This is a genomic window from Streptomyces sp. NPDC005551, assembly GCF_042871785.1.
Classification (GTDB): domain Bacteria; phylum Actinomycetota; class Actinomycetes; order Streptomycetales; family Streptomycetaceae; genus Streptomyces.
This window is the reverse complement of sequence record NZ_JBIAJE010000001.1, coordinates 679,656-696,349: the sequence shown is the minus strand read 5'-3', so window position 1 is coordinate 696,349 and position 16,694 is coordinate 679,656. Positions and strand designations below refer to the sequence as shown.

Sequence of the window (16,694 nt, the reverse complement as noted above, 5' to 3'; positions counted from 1 at the left end):
GGGTGAGGCACGGGCGTACGGGACGGGCCGGCCGAGCCGGTGGGCGAACCCCCTTGCCCCGGGACGCGGCCGGGCGGAGGTCTGCCCGGCGCGACCGAGGGTTTTCCCTTCAACACCCGGCTAGGGGCGCTTACCCCTTGGAACGGCCGGCCCCGGGCTTCTAGCGTGAGGGCGTGCCGCTCGGGCACGGGGAGCCGACCACTTCCGTCAACTCATGGCGCCCACAGACATCCTGAGTACCGCTCAGGTATGAACCGGGGGGCGTCGCGGGCCTCCACGAGCGGCCCGCGACGCTCCCCTTCCACCTCCCCGGCCGTCCCGCGCGCGGCCCCGGACGGCCCGCGCGCGGCCCCGGACGGCCCTACGACCTCACGGCGCCGAAGCGGATGTCGTGGGGCCCCTCGCCGGACATCACCCCGAGCATCCGCTCGGCCTCCGTCACGACCTCGTCCCGCTGGGCCCGGCTGAGCGTACCGAAGGGCTCGATGGTCAGCGCGTCGCCCTGCTGGCGCCACACGCCCGCGAGGAAGCCGTCGACGAGCAGGGCGCAGTAGGCCTGGTTGCCCTGCCAGGTGCGCCCCTTGAGGTCGCCGGGCACCACCCGGGACCGGTCGGCGTGCGAGAGGAGCAGGTTGTCGAACTCGGGCAGGAGACGCGGCGGGGCGGGGGTGTCCGCGTCCGGGCGGGGCGCGTCGGGGAGGTCGAAGAGCTCGACGCCGTTCTCGTCCCGGAAGGTGACCAGCTCGGGGCGCAGCCGGTCGAAGACCTCACGCAGCCGCGTCAGACCGGCCCAGGTCTGCATGTCCTTGACCGAGGCGGGCCCGAAGGCGGCCAGGTAGCGCCGTACGGTCGCGTCCGGCGCGGGCACCGGTTCCGAGGCGCGGCCGAACCAGCGCTCGGCGGTGGTCAGCGCCACTTGGCCGCCGCGGCCCCACAGTCCGCGCGGAGTGACCTGGACGAGCGGCAGCCGGCAGCGGGCGGCCACCGAGAGCGCGAACGGGTCGGCGTCCGGCCACTCGGCGAGCAGCGCCTCGCGCAGCTGCTTCATGGTGCGGGGTTCGGCCTCGACCAGCTCGCGGGCGACGGCGGCGAGCCGGTCCAGGTCGACGCCGGTGAGCCCCTTGCGGAAACCGTACAGCTCCCGGTCGCGGGCGGCCTGCACGAGCGGCCGCAGGGTGAGGCAGTCGTCCGCGGTGTGGGTGTGGATGGTGGAGCGCATGGTGACGATCCGCGCGACCTCGCGGCCGGCCATGAGAACGGACAGATCCTGCGGTGTGAAGTCGGCCAGGCGGGCGGCGAGGGCGTAGTACGGCGGCTTCACGTTCTGCGCCTGGAGCCCCAGGAGGTGCCCGACGGCGTCCTTGGCGCCAAGTGCGGAGCGGCGCAGCAGAAGCTGCCGGTCGAGGGTGGCACGGTTCAGCGCGCGGACGCCGAGCACGGGCGCGGACCCGCCCGCCCCGCGAGCGACTCCCCCACCGGTTCCCCCGGACGCGGACCCGCCCGCCCCGCCGGGAGTCGCCCGGCCGGTCCCCCCTGCGGACCCGGCCGTCCCACCGGCAGTTGCCATCTCCGCCCTACCGGACGCCGGCCCGCCCGCGCCGGCGCGCACGGTCGCATCCGTCCCCGCGGTGGTTGCCGCACCCACCCCACCGGACGCGGACCCGCCCGTCCCACCGGCGGTTGCCACGTCCGCCCCACCGGACACCGACCCGCCCGCCCCGGCGCGCGCGGTCACGTCCGTGCCGCCGGACGCGGACCCACCCGTCCCCGCCGACGCGGCCGCCGTCGCCCCCGCCTCCGTCGCCCTCGGCGCCTTCGGCGTCCCCGGTCCGCTCGGCGTGCCTGTCGTGCTCGGCGTCTTCGTCATGCTCCGCACGCTAACGCTGCTCGCGGACACCTTCTGTCCGCAACGGGCGGGTTTCCCGTCCCGAAGGCCGTCCGAAGGCCGTCCGAAGGCCGTCCGTACGCAGTCCGTACGGCCCCCGACCCGCGCACCGACGCCATATACCCCGTATATCCTGCTCCGTGATCAGACCGACGTCACGGCGAGGGCGGGAGGCAGCACGATGTCGGAACGCCGCGCACGTCCGGACGCCGCGAAGTCCGGCTGGCGCCGCGCGCTGACGCCGACGTCCTCGCCTCCCGCGAAACGGCGGCCCCCGGAGCCCGCCCCGCCGGCGGCGGAGACCGCGGAGGTCGTCAGCGTCGTCCAGGCTGCGCTGTACCGGGACGGGGTGCGCGTCTCGACGCCGGCCTCGCTCGCGGACACGTTCCGCGAACTGCGGGACGCGCCCGACGGCATGGCATGGATCGGCCTAGCCCGCCCCACGGAGACCGAACTCGTCTCCCTGGCCGCCGAGTTCGACCTGCACCCGCTCGCCGTCGAGGACGCGATGGAGGCGCACCAGCGGCCGAAACTGGAGCGTTACGGCGAGACGCTCTTCGTCGTGCTGCGGGCCGCCCGGTACCTGGACGCGGCGGAGGAGGTCGACTTCGGCGAGCTGCACGTGTTCGTGGGCCCCGATTTCCTGATCACGGTCAGGCACGGCGCCGCGCCGGACCTCTCCGCGGTGCGCCGCCGCATGGAGGACACCCCGGAACTGCTGAGGCTCGGCCCGGAGGCCGTCCTGTACGCGATCCTCGACTCCGTCGTCGACGGCTACCTCCCGGTCGTCACCGGCGTCCAGAACGACATCGACGAGATCGAGACGGAGGTGTTCCGCGGCGACCCGGAGGTCTCCCGCCGCATCTACGAACTGTCCCGCGAAATGGTCGAGTTCCAGCGGGCCACGCGTCCCCTGGTCGGCATGCTGCACAGCCTGATGGCCGGTTTCGCCAAGTACGGCACCGACGAGGAACTCCAGCGCTACCTGCGGGACGTCGCCGACCACGTCACCCACACCAGCGAGCGCGTGGACGGCTTCCGGCAGGCTCTCGCGGACATCCTCACGGTCAACGCGACCCTGGTCACCCAGCAGCAGAACGCGGAGATGCGCGCGCTTGCGGAGGCGGGCTTCGAGCAGAACGAGGAGATCAAGAAGATCTCCTCGTGGGCCGCCATCCTGTTCGCCCCGACCCTGGTCGGCACGATCTACGGCATGAACTTCGACCACATGCCGGAACTCCACTGGCTGCTCGGTTACCCGTTCGCGATCGTCCTGATGGCCGTGGTGTGCACGAGCCTGTACGTCATCTTCAAGCGCCGCGACTGGCTCTGAGCAGGCATCGCGGGAGCCACGCCACGACGAGTGCGGCCCCGCACGGGACCCCGTGACCGGTGATGACACCGCCTCCGCGCCGCCCTCGGGCCCGGCGTGGCAGCACTCCGGCGCCACGGATGCACACCTCCCCACTCGCTCTTGAAACACGCGGACACGTGGGCACCCGGCTGCGGTACAGTCAATTTTCGAACACGTTTCAAAATCGAGGGGAGACCGATGGACGTGCGCTCCATCGACACGGAGGTGTTGATGGAACGGATCGCCATCGTCTTCCAGAACGTCTGTCTCTTCGACGGCACGATCGAGGAGAACGTGCGTCTGGGCCGGCCCGACGCCACCGGGGCCGAGGTGCGGGCGGCGGCGAGCGCGGCGCGGCTGGACGAGGTGATCGAGCGGCTGCCCGACGGCTGGCAGGCGAAGGTCGGTGAGGGCGGCGCCCTGCTGTCGGGCGGTGAGCGCCAGCGGGTCTCGATCGCGCGAGCCCTCCTGAAGAACGCGCCCGTCGTGCTGCTGGACGAGGTGACCTCCGCGCTGGACCCGGTGAACGAGGCGGCCGTCCACGAGGGCATCGAGCGCCTGATGGCGGGCCGGACCGTGGCGATGGTGGCGCACCGGATGCGGACCGTCCACCGCGCCGACCGCGTCGTCTTCCTGGAGGACGGCCGGATCGCGGAGGAGGGCCGGCACGACGAGCTGCTGCGCCGCGGTGGCCGCTACGCCGATTTCTGGAACATCTCCATGGCACCGGTGGCCACGGACTGAGGCGGCGTCCTTCGCTTCCGGCCGTGCGCGGCGGACGGAGCGGGTGTGCCGTACGCGAGTCGCGTACGGCACACCCGCGGATGCAGGACGCAGGCCGGCGGGTCGGCGGCTCCGCCGTCGATCAGATCCGGACCGGATCCAGCCCCTCGGGCAACCGGGCTCCATCAGTGCGGCGCCCGGACAGGACTGTGCCGCACCGGCGTCCAGGTCACCAGGAGCGGCGACCTCCGCCGGTGCGGCACGGTGGGTCAGACAGGCCCTGGCCGCGCCGCCGGCGCTGCCGCGCGGGGCAGGACGGCGAGAGCAAGGAGGACGGCGACGAGCACGACCACGGCGCCGATGGTCAAGCCCAGCGCGTATCCGCTGTTGAGGGACTCGGGCGTGAGCGTGTCACCGGTGCGGTTGCTGGCGGTGGTGCCGAGGGCGGCCAGTCCGAGCGAGGCGCCGATCTGGCGCGTGCTGTTGAGCAGGCCGGAGGCGGCACCCGTCTCGTGGGCCGCGACCCCGGCGGTCGCGAGGGAGACGGCCGGTGCGAGGCAGAGCCCGATGCCGACACTGGTGACGATCGACGGGCCCAGGACGTCGACGGTGAAGGAGCCGTCCGCACTGATCAGACCGAACCAGGCGAAGCCGGCCGCGGCCAGCACCCCGCCGCCGATCAGGAGGTTCCGGGGAGCGAACCTGTAGCCGAGCTTGACGGCGAGGACGGAGCCGATGACCATGCCGAACGCGAACGGCAGGAACTGGACGCCGGTCCTGGCCGGCCCGCTGCCGAGAACGCGCTGGAGGTAGAGGGACACGAAGTAGAAGGCCGAGGCCATGGCACCGCCGAGGAACAGCGTGTACAGGTTGGCGCCGGCGACCGAGCGGTTCGTGAACAGCCCGAGCCGGATCAGCGGGTCGCGGGAGGTGGTCCTCTCGACGAGGACGAACGCGGCCAGCAGAAGGACGGCGACCGCCAGGGTCGTCAGGGTTTCGGACGAGCCCCAGGGATGCCGGTCGGTGCGGATGACACCGAACACGAGCAGGGTCATGCCCGCCGTGGCGAGCACGGCGCCCAGCACGTCCGGGCTGCCGCGGTGCGCGGCGGCCCGGTCGGCGGCGACCCCGCGCGCCGCCAGGTACATCGCGACGGCGACCAGGGGGACGTTGACGAACATCACCCATTCCCAGCCCGCGTACTCGGTGAGCAGGCCGCCGATCAGAACGCCGAAGGCGCCGCCGGCGGCGTTCATCGCGCTCCATACGCCGAAGGCCTTCACCCGGGGCTTGCCCTCGGGGAAGGTCGAGGCCAGCAGCGCCAGCGCGGCCGGGGCGAGCGCGGCGGCCCCGACACCCTGCGCGGCGCGGGCGGCCACCAGCTGGCCGGGTTCCTGCGCGAAGCCTCCGACGAGGGATCCCAGGCCGAACAGGGGGAGTCCGATCATCAGGATCCGCTTGCGGCCGTACCGGTCGGCGACCTTGCCGCCGAGCAGCAGCAACCCGCCGAAGGTGAGGGCGTACGCGTGAATCACCCAGGTCAGACCCACCTCGCTGAAGCCGAGGTCGGAGCCGATGTCCGGGAGCGCGACGTTCACGACCGACAGGTCCAGCGCCACCATGAACTGCACGACCGCCACTGCGGCGAGGATCAGGCCTGCCCGGGCGGCACCTCCCGCGAGCACCGGTTCCGCACCGGCTGATTGCGTCTCAGTCACCGTGACCCCAGCCCCTCTCCTACGTCCGGACGACTTTTCGAACACGTTCTGAAATTAACACCGGGCCGGCCCGCTGTCGAGCACGCGCAGGCCGGAACGGTCCCGGTTCAACGGGAGGGCATGATGGACCGGTGTCCCGAACCAGAGCACCGCACGGCCGCGTCGGCCGCCCCCCCGTGACCTCCCGCACGGAGATCCTGGCCGCGACCCGCCGGCTCATCGAGCAGGACGGCTGGGAGAAACTGACCATCCGTCGGCTGGCCGCCGAGATCGGCATCGGGGCGACCACCCTCTACCACCACGTGCGGGACAAGGAGGACCTGCTCTTCCTGCTGATCCACGAGTACGCGGAGCAGATCCCCCACCCCGACATGCCCAGCGACCCGCGGGAGCGCATCGTCGCGTCCATCACCGCCGTCCACGACGGCCTCGCGGCCTGGCCGTGGGCCGCGGAGGTCCTCACCGCGGACGGATTCGTCGCCCGGCTCGGCGACTCGGCCCTGTGGCTGGTCGAGACCATCGTGGCGGGGGCCGTCGACTACGGGTGCACGCCCGAACAGGCCGTCCACGTCTTCCGCAACCTCTGGTACTACACGGTCGGCGAGATCCTCGTCCGCGCGCACTCCGCCCGCCGACGCGAGGAGTACCTGCGATCCGCCGACCGGGCAGCCGCCGCCGACAACCCCGCCGTGGCCCGGATGCCGCACCTGTCCGCGCTCGGCGACCGGTGGGCGGAGCTCTCCTGGCAGGACACCTACCCCGAGGCCCTGCGGGCCTTCGTCGACGGACTCCTCGCACAGGCCACGAACACCCGCGCCTGAGTTCCTCACCGCACGGTGCCGGGCCCCGTGCGTCACCGCCCTCACGGCCCTGACGTGCGCGAGCCCTCGGATCTCCCACTATGAACCATGCGTATACACCGCATGTATAGTCCGGCATGCCTTCTCTGACCAAGAAGATGAGGAAAACGGGGACCAGGTTCCGTGCGGCCGCCACACTCGCGGCGGCTCTCGCTCTGGCACTGCCGCTGACGGGCTGTTCGTCACTGGACACCACGGCGCCCAGCACGGTTCGCGCGCACCCGTCCGTCGACACCCGGGCCCGGTTCGGGACGGTGGACTGCCGCCGGGCCAGGTGCATCGCGCTGACCTTCGACGCCGGGCCGAGCGAGAACTCGGCACGGCTGCTCGACATCCTGAAGGAGGAGCGCATACCCGCGACCTTCTTCCTGCTCGGCAAGCGTCACATCGAGAAGCACCCCGAGCTGGTGACCCGCATGGCCGACGAGGGGCACGAGGTGGCCAGCCACACCTGGGACCACAGGATCCTCACCCGGCTCCGGCCCGACGAGATACGCGAGGAACTGCGCAGACCCAACGACGCCATCGAGAGGCTCACCGGGCACAGACCGACACTGATGCGCCCGCCGCAGGGGCGTACGGACGACACGGTGCACCGCATCAGCCGTGAACTCGGGCTCGCCGAGGTCCTGTGGAGCGTGACCGCCAAGGACTACACGACGAACGACTCCGCGCTCATAGAACGGCGCGTCCTGCGCCAGTCGTCCCGGGACGGGATCATCCTGCTCCACGACAACTATCCCGGCACCGTGCCCGCGGTCCCCGGGATCATCCACGCGCTGAAGGAGCGGGGGTACGTCTTCGTGACGGTGCCGCAGCTGCTGGCGCCCGGCACGGCCGAACCCGCGAAGGGTACCGGCCCTGACTGGCCGTCACGGCCGGGCGGGTGGTCACCAGACCAGGTGCAGGGACTCCGGGGAACGGTGGATCAGGGTCGGTCGCATCGTGACGGCACCCTTCTCGGCCAGCCGCAGGCCGGGCAGACGTGCGGTCAACTGCTGCAGTGTCAGGCGGACTTGCTCGCGGGCCAGCTGTGATCCGGGGCAGCTGTGCACGCCGAGCCCGAACGCGAGATGGCGGTCCGGGTCACGGGTGATGTCGAACTCGTCCGGCCGCGCGTGCCGGGCGCCGTCGCGGTTGGCCGCACCGAAGGCGACGAACACGGCCGCCCCCGAGGGGAGTTCGGCGCCGGCGAGGGTGACCGGCCGGGTGGTGATCCGCCGGAAGCCCTGGAGCACGCTGTCGTAGCGGGCGGCCTCCTCGACGGCGGCCGGTGCCCGGTGGGGTTCCGCGCACAGCAGGTCCCACTGCCGCGGGTGCCGCAGGAGGTGCAGGATCGTGTTGCCGATCAGCGCGGTCGTCGTCAGATGCCCGGCGATCAGCAGGTTCTGCAGGTGGCCGACGATCTCGTGCCGCTGGTCGAGCGTCAGTTCGCCGGTCCCCGGTGCCAGCGAGGCGACCAGTTCGGTGGCCAGGTCGTCGCGCGGCCGGGCCCGCCGGTCGCGCGCGCACGCGTCGAGGACGTGCTGCCCGGCCACCACGTCCCGGGCGGCGGCCACCTGTTCGTCCTCCGGCAGCCGGCGGAACAGGAGTTCCTCGGCGCGGTGGCCGCCCCGCACCACGGCCGGCACGTCCCGGGGATCCAGACCGATGATCCGGCCGACGACCTCACCGGGCAGCCGCCGGGCGTACGCGCTCATCAGCTCAACCCGGCCGTCCTTCGCGAACCCGTCCACGAGCGCGGCGGCCCGTTCGGCGGCGTACGGCAGGACGGCCTCGACGCGGGCGGACGACAGGCCGCGGACGAGCGGGGCGCGCAGCTCCCGGTGGCGGGCGCCGTCGGAGGTGAGGACCACGGGCCGGCCGCCGAAACCGCCGCCGAGGACCGCGAGCGCGGCGGGGGACGGCACGACGTCCGGGCGCAGCGCGTTCGCCGACGAGAAGTCCTCCGGCCGGCGCAGCACCTCGCGCACGTCCTCGTCCCGCGCCACCAGCCAGGCGTCCAGCTCGGGAACGTACAGCAGCCGCTCGGCGCGTCGGGCCCGGTCGTAGAGCGGGTAGGGGTCGCGCTGGAACCCGTCGAGCCTGCCGTGCGCTTCACGGTCCACGGGAGCAGCCTCTCGGGCGTCGGGCGCGGGTCGCACCCATGGTCCCGCACCGCCGGGCCGGGGCGGTAGGACGCTTTCGGCCCGAGTGGCCCGGTCCGGCCGGGGTCGCCTGGTCCGGGAGGGGTGGCCTGGTCCGGGAGGGGTGGCCTGGTCCGACCTGGAGGCCCCGGTCCCACGGGGGTGGCCTGGAGAGACCGTCGCGCCCCCGTTGCGCATACGATCGGCTCGTGGTCCTTTTCGTCCTGGAACGCGTCGTCCCGCTGCCCGCCGCCGAGGCCTGGCGCCGGCTCACGCGGTGGGAGCGTCATGCCGACGTGGTCCCGCTGACCCGCGTCACCGTGCTCACTCCCCCGCCGGCCGGCGAGGGCACCGCTTTCGTGGCCCGGACGGGGGTGGGCCCGCTGGCCTTCGACGACCCGATGGAGGTCGTCGCCTGGCAGGTCCCGGCGGAGGGACGGCCGGGCAGGTGCCGGCTGGCCAAGCGGGGCTCGCTCGTCACGGGCTGGGCCGAGATCGAGGTCCATCCGTGCGGCACCGGGAGCGCTCGGGTGGTCTGGCGGGAGGACCTGCGGGTGCGGTGGCTGCCCCGTCTGTTCGACGGCCCGCTGGCGTGGGCGGGGCGCGCGATGTTCGGGCGGGCGATGACCGGGCTGCTGAAGCACGCCTGACCTCGAACTCGGCGTTCCTACGCGCAGGGTCGCTCGAACCGAGCCGCGCTGCGGTCACCGCAGGTCCCGCCCCGCGGCGGGCTAAGGACGTGGCCGAGTCGGTCTGCTCGTCCCGCGCGGCGGCCGGCTTGTCCCGGCGGTCGCGGTCGCCGTCGTACCCGGCGCTGAGGACCGTGCCGCAGATCTCGCGCAGTTCGTCCGAGGCCTGCTTGGAGAACAGGCCGCACAGGCCGGCGATGCCGGAGAAGCCGTACGGGTCGGTCGCCCCCGCACACTCACCCGCGACGGCGCCCCCGCACCCCCGGTCCCTCACCTTGCCGCCCCCGCGTCCGACGTACAAGTCGCTTGCCGGAGAGAGCCGTTGTGGGGTCGGCCGGTGTGTCCACGGGGCTCGCCTTCACGGGTTCCGTGCGGGCGGGTCGCCTGCGGTGGGCTCGGCGTCGGTTTCGGCGGTCAGGCCACCGAACCGATCCGGTCGGTCCTCGGCGGCGTTCCGTCGTGGTGGATCGGCGTGTGCGCGCCGGTCAGCGGGACCCCGCTGCCGCCGCGCCGGTGCGCGACGATCTCCGCGGCGATCGACAGGGCCGTCTCCTCGGGCGTGCGCGCTCCGAGGTCGAGGCCGATGGGTGAGCGCAGTCGCGCCAACTCCATGTCGGAGAGGCCTACTTCACGCAGTCGCTCGTTGCGGTCCAGGTGGGTGCGGCGGGACCCCATCGCGCCGACGTACGCCACCGGGAGCCGCAGGGCGAGCTTCAGCAGGGGGACGTCGAACTTGGCGTCGTGGGTGAGGACGCACAGGACCGTGCGGGAGTCCACCTCCGTGCGCTCCAGGTACCGGTGGGGCCACTCGACGACGATCTCGTCGGCCTCCGGGAAGCGCGCGCGGGTCGCGAACACCGGGCGCGCGTCGGCCACCGTCACGCGGTAGCCGAGGAACTTGCCGATACGGACGAGCGCCGAGGCGAAGTCGATCGCACCGAAGACGATCATCCGCGGCGGCGGGACCGACGACTCGACGAGAACCGTGAGCGGTGCTCCGCAGCGCGAGCCCTGCTCGCCGATCCCGATCGTGCCGGTGCGGCCCGCGTCGAGGAGGGCCCCGGCCTCGGCGACGACGGTGCGGTCCAGTTCGGGACGGGCGCCGAAGCCGCCCTCCCAGGAGCCGTCGGGCCGGACGAGGAGTGCGCGTCCCAGCAGCTCGCCCGGGCCCCCGACGATCCGCGCGACCGCCGCCGCCTCCCCACGGGCGGCGGCTGCCAGCGCGGTCGCGAGGACCGGCCGGACGGGGTCCGCCGCCCGGACCGGAGTCACGAGGATGTCGATGACGCCGCCGCAGGTCAGTCCGACGGCGAACGCGTCCTCGTCGCTGTAGCCGAACCGCTCCAGGACGGTCTCGCCGTCCTGGAGCGCCTGCCGGCACAGCTCGTAGACCGCGCCCTCCACGCAGCCGCCGGAGACCGAGCCGATCGCCGTGCCGTCGGTGTCCACCGCGAGGGCGGCGCCGGGCAGGCGGGGCGCGCTGCCGCCGACGGCCACCACGGTGGCCACGGCGAAGTCGCGTCCCTGCTCGACCCACCGGTGGAGCTCTTCGGCGATGTCCAGCATGTCTCGGTCTCCTCAGCGGTTACGGGGAGGGCGTCAGTGGACGCCCATCCAGCTCTCGATCGGGTTGAGGGCGAAGAAGACGAGGAAGATCGCCGCCAGCCCCCACATGAATGCCCCGATCTCCCGGGCCCTGCCCTGCGCGATCTTGATGGCGGTGTAGCTGATGACTCCGGCCGCGACGCCCGCGGTGATGGAGTACGTGAACGGCATGACCACCACGGTCAGGAAGACCGGGATCGCCGTGGCCCGGTCGGACCAGTCGACGTGCCGGGCGTTCATCATCATCATGGCGCCGATGACGACGAGCGCGGCGGCGGCCACCTCGCCGGGGACGATCGCGGTGAGCGGGGTGAAGAACAGGCAGGCCGCGAAGAACAGTCCGGTGACGACGGAGGACAGGCCGGTCCGGGCGCCCTCGCCGACCCCGGTCGCGGACTCGACGAACACCGTCTGCCCGGAGGCTCCGGCGAGACCGCCGACGGCGCCGCCGGCACCGTCGATGAACAGTGCCCTGGACAGGCCCGGCATCCGGCCCTGCGCGTCGGCGAGCTTGGCCTCCGTGCCGACGCCGATGATGGTGGCCATCGCGTCGAAGAACCCGGCGAGCACGAGCGTGAAGACGATCATGCCGACCGTCATCGCGCCGACTTCGCCCCAGCCGCCGAACTCGACGTCGCCGAAGAGCGAGAAGTCCGGCATCGAGACGGCGCTGCCGTGCAGTTCGGGGGCACCGCTCGCCCACTGCTTCGGGTCGATGACGTCGAGGGCGTTGAGGACGACGGCGAGCACGGTGCCGCTGACGATGCCGATCAGGATCGCGCCGGGCACCCCCCGGGCCTGCAGCATGAAGATCATCAGCAGGGTGACCGCGAAGAGCAGCACCGGCCAGCCGGCGAGTTCACCGGCCGGGCCGAGGCTGACGGGCGTGGCCTTGCCCTGCTGCACGAATCCGGCCTTGTAGAAGCCGATCAGCGCGACGAACAGGCCGATGCCCATGGTGATCGCGTGCTTGAGCGCCAGCGGGATCGCATTCATGATCATCTGGCGTAGCCCGGTGACGACCAGGAGCATGATGACGACGCCGTACATCACGCACATGCCCATGGCCTGCGGCCAGGTCATCTCCGGGGCGACCTGCGAGGAGAGCACGCCGGAGACCGAGAGGCCCGCGGCGAGGGCCAGCGGCACCTTGCCGAAGAAGCCCATCAGCAGGGTGGTCAAGGCCGCCGCGAACGCCGTCGCGGTGATCAGCGGCTGCTGGCCGAGCATGTTCCCCGCGGCGTCCTTGCCGGACAGGATGAGCGGGTTGAGCAGCAGGATGTACGCCATCGCCATGAAGGTGGTGACTCCGCCGCGCACTTCGCGCGCGACCGACGATCCCCGCTGGGATATGTGGAAGTACCGATCGAGCCAGGACCGGCCGGCCGGGACACGGGTACCCGTGCCCGCGTCCTCCGCGGTCTTCGGCTCCAGGGACTGCTGGGTCATGATGCCTGACTCCCAAGGTTCACAGGGGCACCCGCGAAAGCCCTGACTGGCTGCGGGATTTGGGAAGGTGCTTCGGCTGCACGACCCGGGGGACGGCCCGAGGCGAACGGAGGGAACACGACTGCTGGACCTGCTGGGGTGCTGCTTCAAGTTCCGTGAGCGGTGCGGTGCTTGAGTACTCCGGGCGGCGCGGAGTTGTGACGTTCCGTGCGCCGCCCGGAGGGTTCTAGGCGGTGCCGGTGAGGTGCTCGGGGCGTACCGGCGTCCGGTTGAGCTCCAGGCCCGTGGCGTTCCGGATCGCCGCGAGGACGGCCGGGGTGGACGACAGGGTCGGGGCCTCGCCGATGCCACGGAGCCCGTAGGGGGCGTGGTCGTCGGCGAGTTCGAGCACGTCGACCGGGATGGTCGGCGTGTCGAGGATGGTGGGGATCAGGTAGTCCGTGAAGGACGGGTTCCTGACCTTGGCGGTCTTGGGGTCGACGATGATCTCTTCCATGACCGCCACGCCCAGGCCCTGGGTGGTGCCGCCCTGGATCTGGCCGATGACGGACAGCGGGTTGAGCGCCTTGCCGACGTCCTGGGCGCAGGCCAGCTCGATGACCTTGACCAGGCCGAGTTCGGTGTCCACCTCGACCACGGCGCGGTGCGCGGCGAAGGAGTACTGGACGTGGCCGTTGCCCTGTCCGGTGCGCAGGTCGAAGGCCTCGGTCGGACGGTGCCGCCACTCGGCCTCGACCTCCACGGACTCGCCCTCCAGGACGTCCGCCAGGCCGGCCAGGACCTCGCCGCCGTCGGTGACGACCTTGCCGCCCTCCAGGAGCAGTTCGGCCGTCGCCCAGGCCGGGTGGTAGGAGCCGAACTTGCGCCGGCCCAGCTCCAGGACCTTCTCGCGGACGAGCTCGCAGGAGTTCTTTACGGCGCCGCCGGTGACGTAGGTCTGGCGGGACGCGGACGTGGAGCCGGCGCTGCCGACCTGCGTGTCGGCCGGCGCGATGGTCACCTGGGTGACGCCGAGTTCGGTGCGGGCGATCTGCGCGTGGACGGTGACACCGCCCTGGCCGACCTCGGCCATCGCGGTGTGCACGGTCGCGACGGGTTCGCCGCCGACGACCTCCATGCGCACCTTGGCGGTCGAGTAGTCGTCGAACCCTTCGGAGAAGCCGACGTTCTTGATGCCGACCGCGTAGCCGACGCCGCGGACGACGCCCTCGCCGTGCGTGGTGTTGGACAGGCCGCCGGGCAGCTGGCGCACGTCGGCACCCTCGGAGCTCTCCCACTGGCGCTCGGGCGGCAGCGGCATCGCCTTGACGCGGCGCAGGAGTTCGGCGACCGGGGCGGGTGAGTCCACGGGCTGTCCGGTCGGCAGGAGGGTGCCCTGTTCCATGGCGTTGAGCTGCCGGAAGGCGACCCGGTCCATGCCCACCTCGTCGGCGAGCCTGTCCATCTGGGCCTCGTACGCGAAGCACGCCTGGACGGCGCCGAAGCCGCGCATGGCGCCGCACGGCGGGTTGTTGGTGTAGAGGGCGATCGCCTCGATGTCGACGTCCTCGACGACGTACGGCCCGACGCTGAGTGAGGACGCGTTGCCGACGACCGCCGGGGAGGCCGAGGCGTACGCGCCGCCGTCCAGCACGATCCGGCACTTCATGTGCGTGAGCTTGCCGTCCTTGGTCGCCCCGTGCTCGTAGGAGAGCTTGGCGGGGTGGCGGTGGACGTGCCCGAAGAAGGACTCGAACCGGTTGTAGACGATCTTGACCGGCTTGCCGGTGCGCAGCGCGAGCAGGCAGGCGTGGATCTGCATGGACAGGTCCTCGCGGCCGCCGAAGGCGCCGCCGACGCCGGAGAGCGTCATGCGGACCTTGTCCTCGGGCAGGCCGAGGACCGGCGCGATCTGGCGCAGGTCGGAGTGCAGCCACTGGGTGGCGATGTAGAGGTCGACGCCGCCGTCCTCGGCGGGCACGGCGAGTCCGGACTCCGGGCCGAGGAAGGCCTGGTCCTGCATGCCGAAGGTGTACTCGCCCCTGACGATGAAGTCGGCCTTCTCGGCGGCCTCGTCGGCGTTGCCGCGCACGATCGGCTGGCGGTGCACGATGTTGGGGTGCGGGACGTGGCCGATGTGGTGGTCGTCGCGGCCCTCGTGGAGGAGGATCGCGTCGGGCGCGGTGGCGGACGCCTCGTCCGTGATGACCGGCAGTTCCCGGTACTCCACCTTGATCTTGGCGGCGGCGCGGCGGGCGGTCTCGGGGTGGTCGGCGGCGACGATCGCGACCGGCTCACCGTGGTGGCGGACCCTGCCGTGGGCGAGGACCGGGGTGTCCTGGATCTCCAGGCCGTAGTTCCTCACGTCGGTCGGCAGGTCGTCGTACGTCATGACGGCGTAGACGCCGGGTGTCGCGAGGGCCTCGCCGGTGTCGATGGAGACGATCTCGGCGTGGGCGACCGTGGAGCGCAGGATCTGGCCCCAGAGCATGTCCTCGTGCCACATGTCGGACGAGTAGGCGAACTCACCGGTGACCTTGAGGGTGCCGTCGGGGCGGAGCGTGGACTCGCCGATGCCGCCCTTGGTCCCGGAGCGCTGGGTGAGGTTGGTGGGTGTACCCGTGGTTCCCATGGTCAGACCGCCTCGGACTGCCGGGCGGCCGCAAGGCGGACCGCGTCCATGATCTTCTCGTAGCCGGTGCAGCGGCACAGGTTTCCCGAGAGCGCCTCGCGGATGTCCGCGTCGGTCGGGGTCGGGTTGTGCTCCAGCATCTCGTCGGCCGCGACCAGCAGCCCCGGGGTGCAGAAGCCGCACTGGACGGCGCCGGCGTCGATGAACGCCTGCTGGATCGGGGAGAGTTCGGTGCCCTCGCCGGTGTGCGAGTCCTGGCCCTGGGCGTCCCATCCCTTCGCGGCGTCGAGTGAAGTCCCCCGCCCGTCCGCGGTGCCGCAGGCGCCGGAGGCGCAACCGCCGCGCTCCGCCCGCTGCTTGGCGGAGTCGGCGAGCCCTTCGACGGTGACGACCTCGCGGCCCTCGACCTGGCCTGCGGCGACCAGACAGGAACACACCGGTACGCCGTCGAGGCGCACCGTGCAGGAGCCGCACTCGCCCTGCTCGCAGGCGTTCTTGGAGCCGGGCAGTCCGAGGCGTTCGCGCAGGACGTACAGCAGGCTCTCGCCCTCCCATACGTCGTCGGCTTCCTGCGGACGGCCGTTGACCGTGAAATTGACGCGCATTACGCGACACTCCCCTTCTGATGTGTCCGGCCGTCAGTGCCGCGGTACGACTGCCAGGTCCAGGTCAGCGTGCGGCGGGCCATGACGCCCACCGCGTGGCGGCGGTAGCTCGCCGTGCCCCGGACGTCGTCGATCGGGTTGCAGGCGGCGGAGCACAGGTCCGCGAACTGCTTGGCGACCGAGGGGGTGATGATCTTTCCGTTGTCCCAGAATCCGCCCTCGTCGAGCGCCGCGTTCAGGAAGTCCTCGGCGGCCCTGGCGCGGACCGGGGTGGGCGCGGCGGAGCCGATGCCGGTGCGGACCGTGCGGGTCTCGGGGTGCAGCGCGAGGCCGAAGGCACAGACGGCGATGACCATGGCGTTGCGGGTGCCGACCTTGGAGTACTGCTGCGGTCCGTCGGCCTTCTTGACGCGGACGGCCCTGATCAGCTCGTCGGGGGCGAGTGCGTTGCGCTTCACGCCGGTGTAGAACTCGTCGATCGGGATCAGGCGGGAGCCGCGGACCGACTCGGCCTCGACCTCGGCGCCGGCCGCGAGGAGAGCGGGGTGCGCGTCGCCGGCCGGGGAGGCGGTGCCGAGGTTGCCGCCGACTCCGCCGCGGTTGCGGATCTGCGGGGAGGCCACCGTGTGGGAGGCGAGGGCAAGGCCCGGCAGTTCGCCGCGCAGGTGCTCCATGATCCTGGTGTAGGGGACGGAGGCGCCCAGACGCACGCTGTCCGCGCCGACCTCCCACTCGCTCAGCTCGCCGATGCGGTTCAGGTCAAGGAGGTACTCGGGCCGCCGGTGGTCGAAGTTGATCTCGACCATCACATCGGTGCCACCCGCAATCGGCACAGCCGTGGGGTGCTCGGCCTTGGCGGCGAGCGCCTCCTCCCAGCTGGCGGGGCGAAGGAAGTCCATGAGTGGCTCTCTTCTTCGTATCGTGGGCGTTCTGATCAAGCCAGATCGTGTGCGGCGGGCCCGGCTCGTTCATCTGCTGTTAACGCGGATCGAGGCCAGTACACCGCTCCGTGCTCCACCGGGGTCAGTCACCGAAACCATGAAGGAGTTGGCTGGCCAGCGCGCACATC

Annotated in this window: 12 protein-coding genes and 1 pseudogene; 5 read left to right on the top strand and 8 right to left on the bottom strand. The window is 72.1% G+C overall.

Features of this window, described 5'->3' with window-relative positions; translation table 11 throughout:
• Nucleotides 1–361 precede the first annotated feature (361 nt).
• Nucleotides 362–1,567 carry a winged helix DNA-binding domain-containing protein gene (locus ACFYP4_RS03085; RefSeq protein ID WP_388782277.1) on the bottom strand — a complete coding sequence of 402 codons (1,206 nt, stop codon included), beginning with the start codon at nt 1,565–1,567 and terminating at the stop codon, nt 362–364.
• A 499-nt stretch (nt 1,568–2,066) separates the two neighbouring features.
• Here ACFYP4_RS03085 and ACFYP4_RS03080 point away from each other — a divergent pair, with 499 nt between their 5' ends.
• Nucleotides 2,067–3,218: a magnesium and cobalt transport protein CorA gene (locus ACFYP4_RS03080; protein WP_358855421.1), complete on the top strand. Its 1,152-nt coding sequence runs from the start codon at nt 2,067–2,069 to the stop codon at nt 3,216–3,218.
• A gap of 96 nt (nt 3,219–3,314) precedes the next feature.
• Entirely contained in the window at nt 3,315–3,983 is a 669-nt protein-coding gene (locus ACFYP4_RS03075; RefSeq protein ID WP_388782274.1) for an ATP-binding cassette domain-containing protein, read from the top strand.
• A 248-nt stretch (nt 3,984–4,231) separates the two neighbouring features.
• Here the strand turns inward: ACFYP4_RS03075 and ACFYP4_RS03070 are convergent, their stop codons facing one another.
• Nucleotides 4,232–5,680, bottom strand: coding sequence for an MFS transporter (locus ACFYP4_RS03070; RefSeq protein ID WP_358855422.1), 1,449 nt, complete (start codon nt 5,678–5,680; stop codon nt 4,232–4,234).
• A gap of 131 nt (nt 5,681–5,811) precedes the next feature.
• Here ACFYP4_RS03070 and ACFYP4_RS03065 point away from each other — a divergent pair, with 131 nt between their 5' ends.
• On the top strand, nt 5,812–6,501 hold the full coding sequence (locus tag ACFYP4_RS03065; RefSeq protein WP_388782270.1) for a TetR/AcrR family transcriptional regulator: 690 nt from the start codon (nt 5,812–5,814) through the stop codon (nt 6,499–6,501).
• Between the two features lie 137 nt (nt 6,502–6,638).
• Nucleotides 6,639–7,391, top strand: a pseudogene (locus ACFYP4_RS03060) (polysaccharide deacetylase family protein); the annotation flags it as partial.
• Between the two features lie 39 nt (nt 7,392–7,430).
• Here ACFYP4_RS03060 and ACFYP4_RS03055 read toward each other — a convergent pair.
• The gene (locus ACFYP4_RS03055; RefSeq protein ID WP_358855424.1) at nt 7,431–8,648 is read right to left on the bottom strand and encodes a cytochrome P450; all 1,218 of its coding nucleotides are present in this window, start codon (nt 8,646–8,648) and stop codon (nt 7,431–7,433) included.
• Nucleotides 8,649–8,875: 227 nt separating this feature from the next.
• Between ACFYP4_RS03055 and ACFYP4_RS03050 the strand changes: the two genes are divergently transcribed.
• Complete coding sequence (locus tag ACFYP4_RS03050) at nt 8,876–9,316, top strand: SRPBCC family protein (protein ID WP_358855425.1); 441 nt, start codon at nt 8,876–8,878, stop codon at nt 9,314–9,316.
• A 453-nt stretch (nt 9,317–9,769) separates the two neighbouring features.
• Here ACFYP4_RS03050 and ACFYP4_RS03045 read toward each other — a convergent pair whose 3' ends face one another.
• The 5 genes from ACFYP4_RS03045 to ACFYP4_RS03025 form a co-directional block, all read right to left on the bottom strand.
• A complete protein-coding gene (locus tag ACFYP4_RS03045) occupies nt 9,770–10,921 on the bottom strand; it encodes an XdhC family protein (RefSeq protein WP_388782266.1) in 1,152 nt (383 codons plus the stop codon).
• Between the two features lie 33 nt (nt 10,922–10,954).
• Nucleotides 10,955–12,409 carry an NCS2 family permease gene (locus ACFYP4_RS03040; RefSeq protein ID WP_388782263.1) on the bottom strand — a complete coding sequence of 485 codons (1,455 nt, stop codon included), beginning with the start codon at nt 12,407–12,409 and terminating at the stop codon, nt 10,955–10,957.
• Between the two features lie 226 nt (nt 12,410–12,635).
• The gene (locus ACFYP4_RS03035; RefSeq protein ID WP_388782261.1) at nt 12,636–15,020 is read right to left on the bottom strand and encodes a xanthine dehydrogenase family protein molybdopterin-binding subunit; all 2,385 of its coding nucleotides are present in this window, start codon (nt 15,018–15,020) and stop codon (nt 12,636–12,638) included.
• Between the two features lie 2 nt (nt 15,021–15,022).
• The gene (locus ACFYP4_RS03030; protein ID WP_388782258.1) at nt 15,023–15,625 is read right to left on the bottom strand and encodes a (2Fe-2S)-binding protein; all 603 of its coding nucleotides are present in this window, start codon (nt 15,623–15,625) and stop codon (nt 15,023–15,025) included.
• Nucleotides 15,625–16,524 carry a xanthine dehydrogenase family protein subunit M gene (locus ACFYP4_RS03025; protein ID WP_358855431.1) on the bottom strand — a complete coding sequence of 300 codons (900 nt, stop codon included), beginning with the start codon at nt 16,522–16,524 and terminating at the stop codon, nt 15,625–15,627. The genes ACFYP4_RS03030 and ACFYP4_RS03025 overlap by 1 nt, the downstream gene beginning before the upstream one ends.
• Between the last annotated feature and the right edge of the window lie 170 nt (nt 16,525–16,694).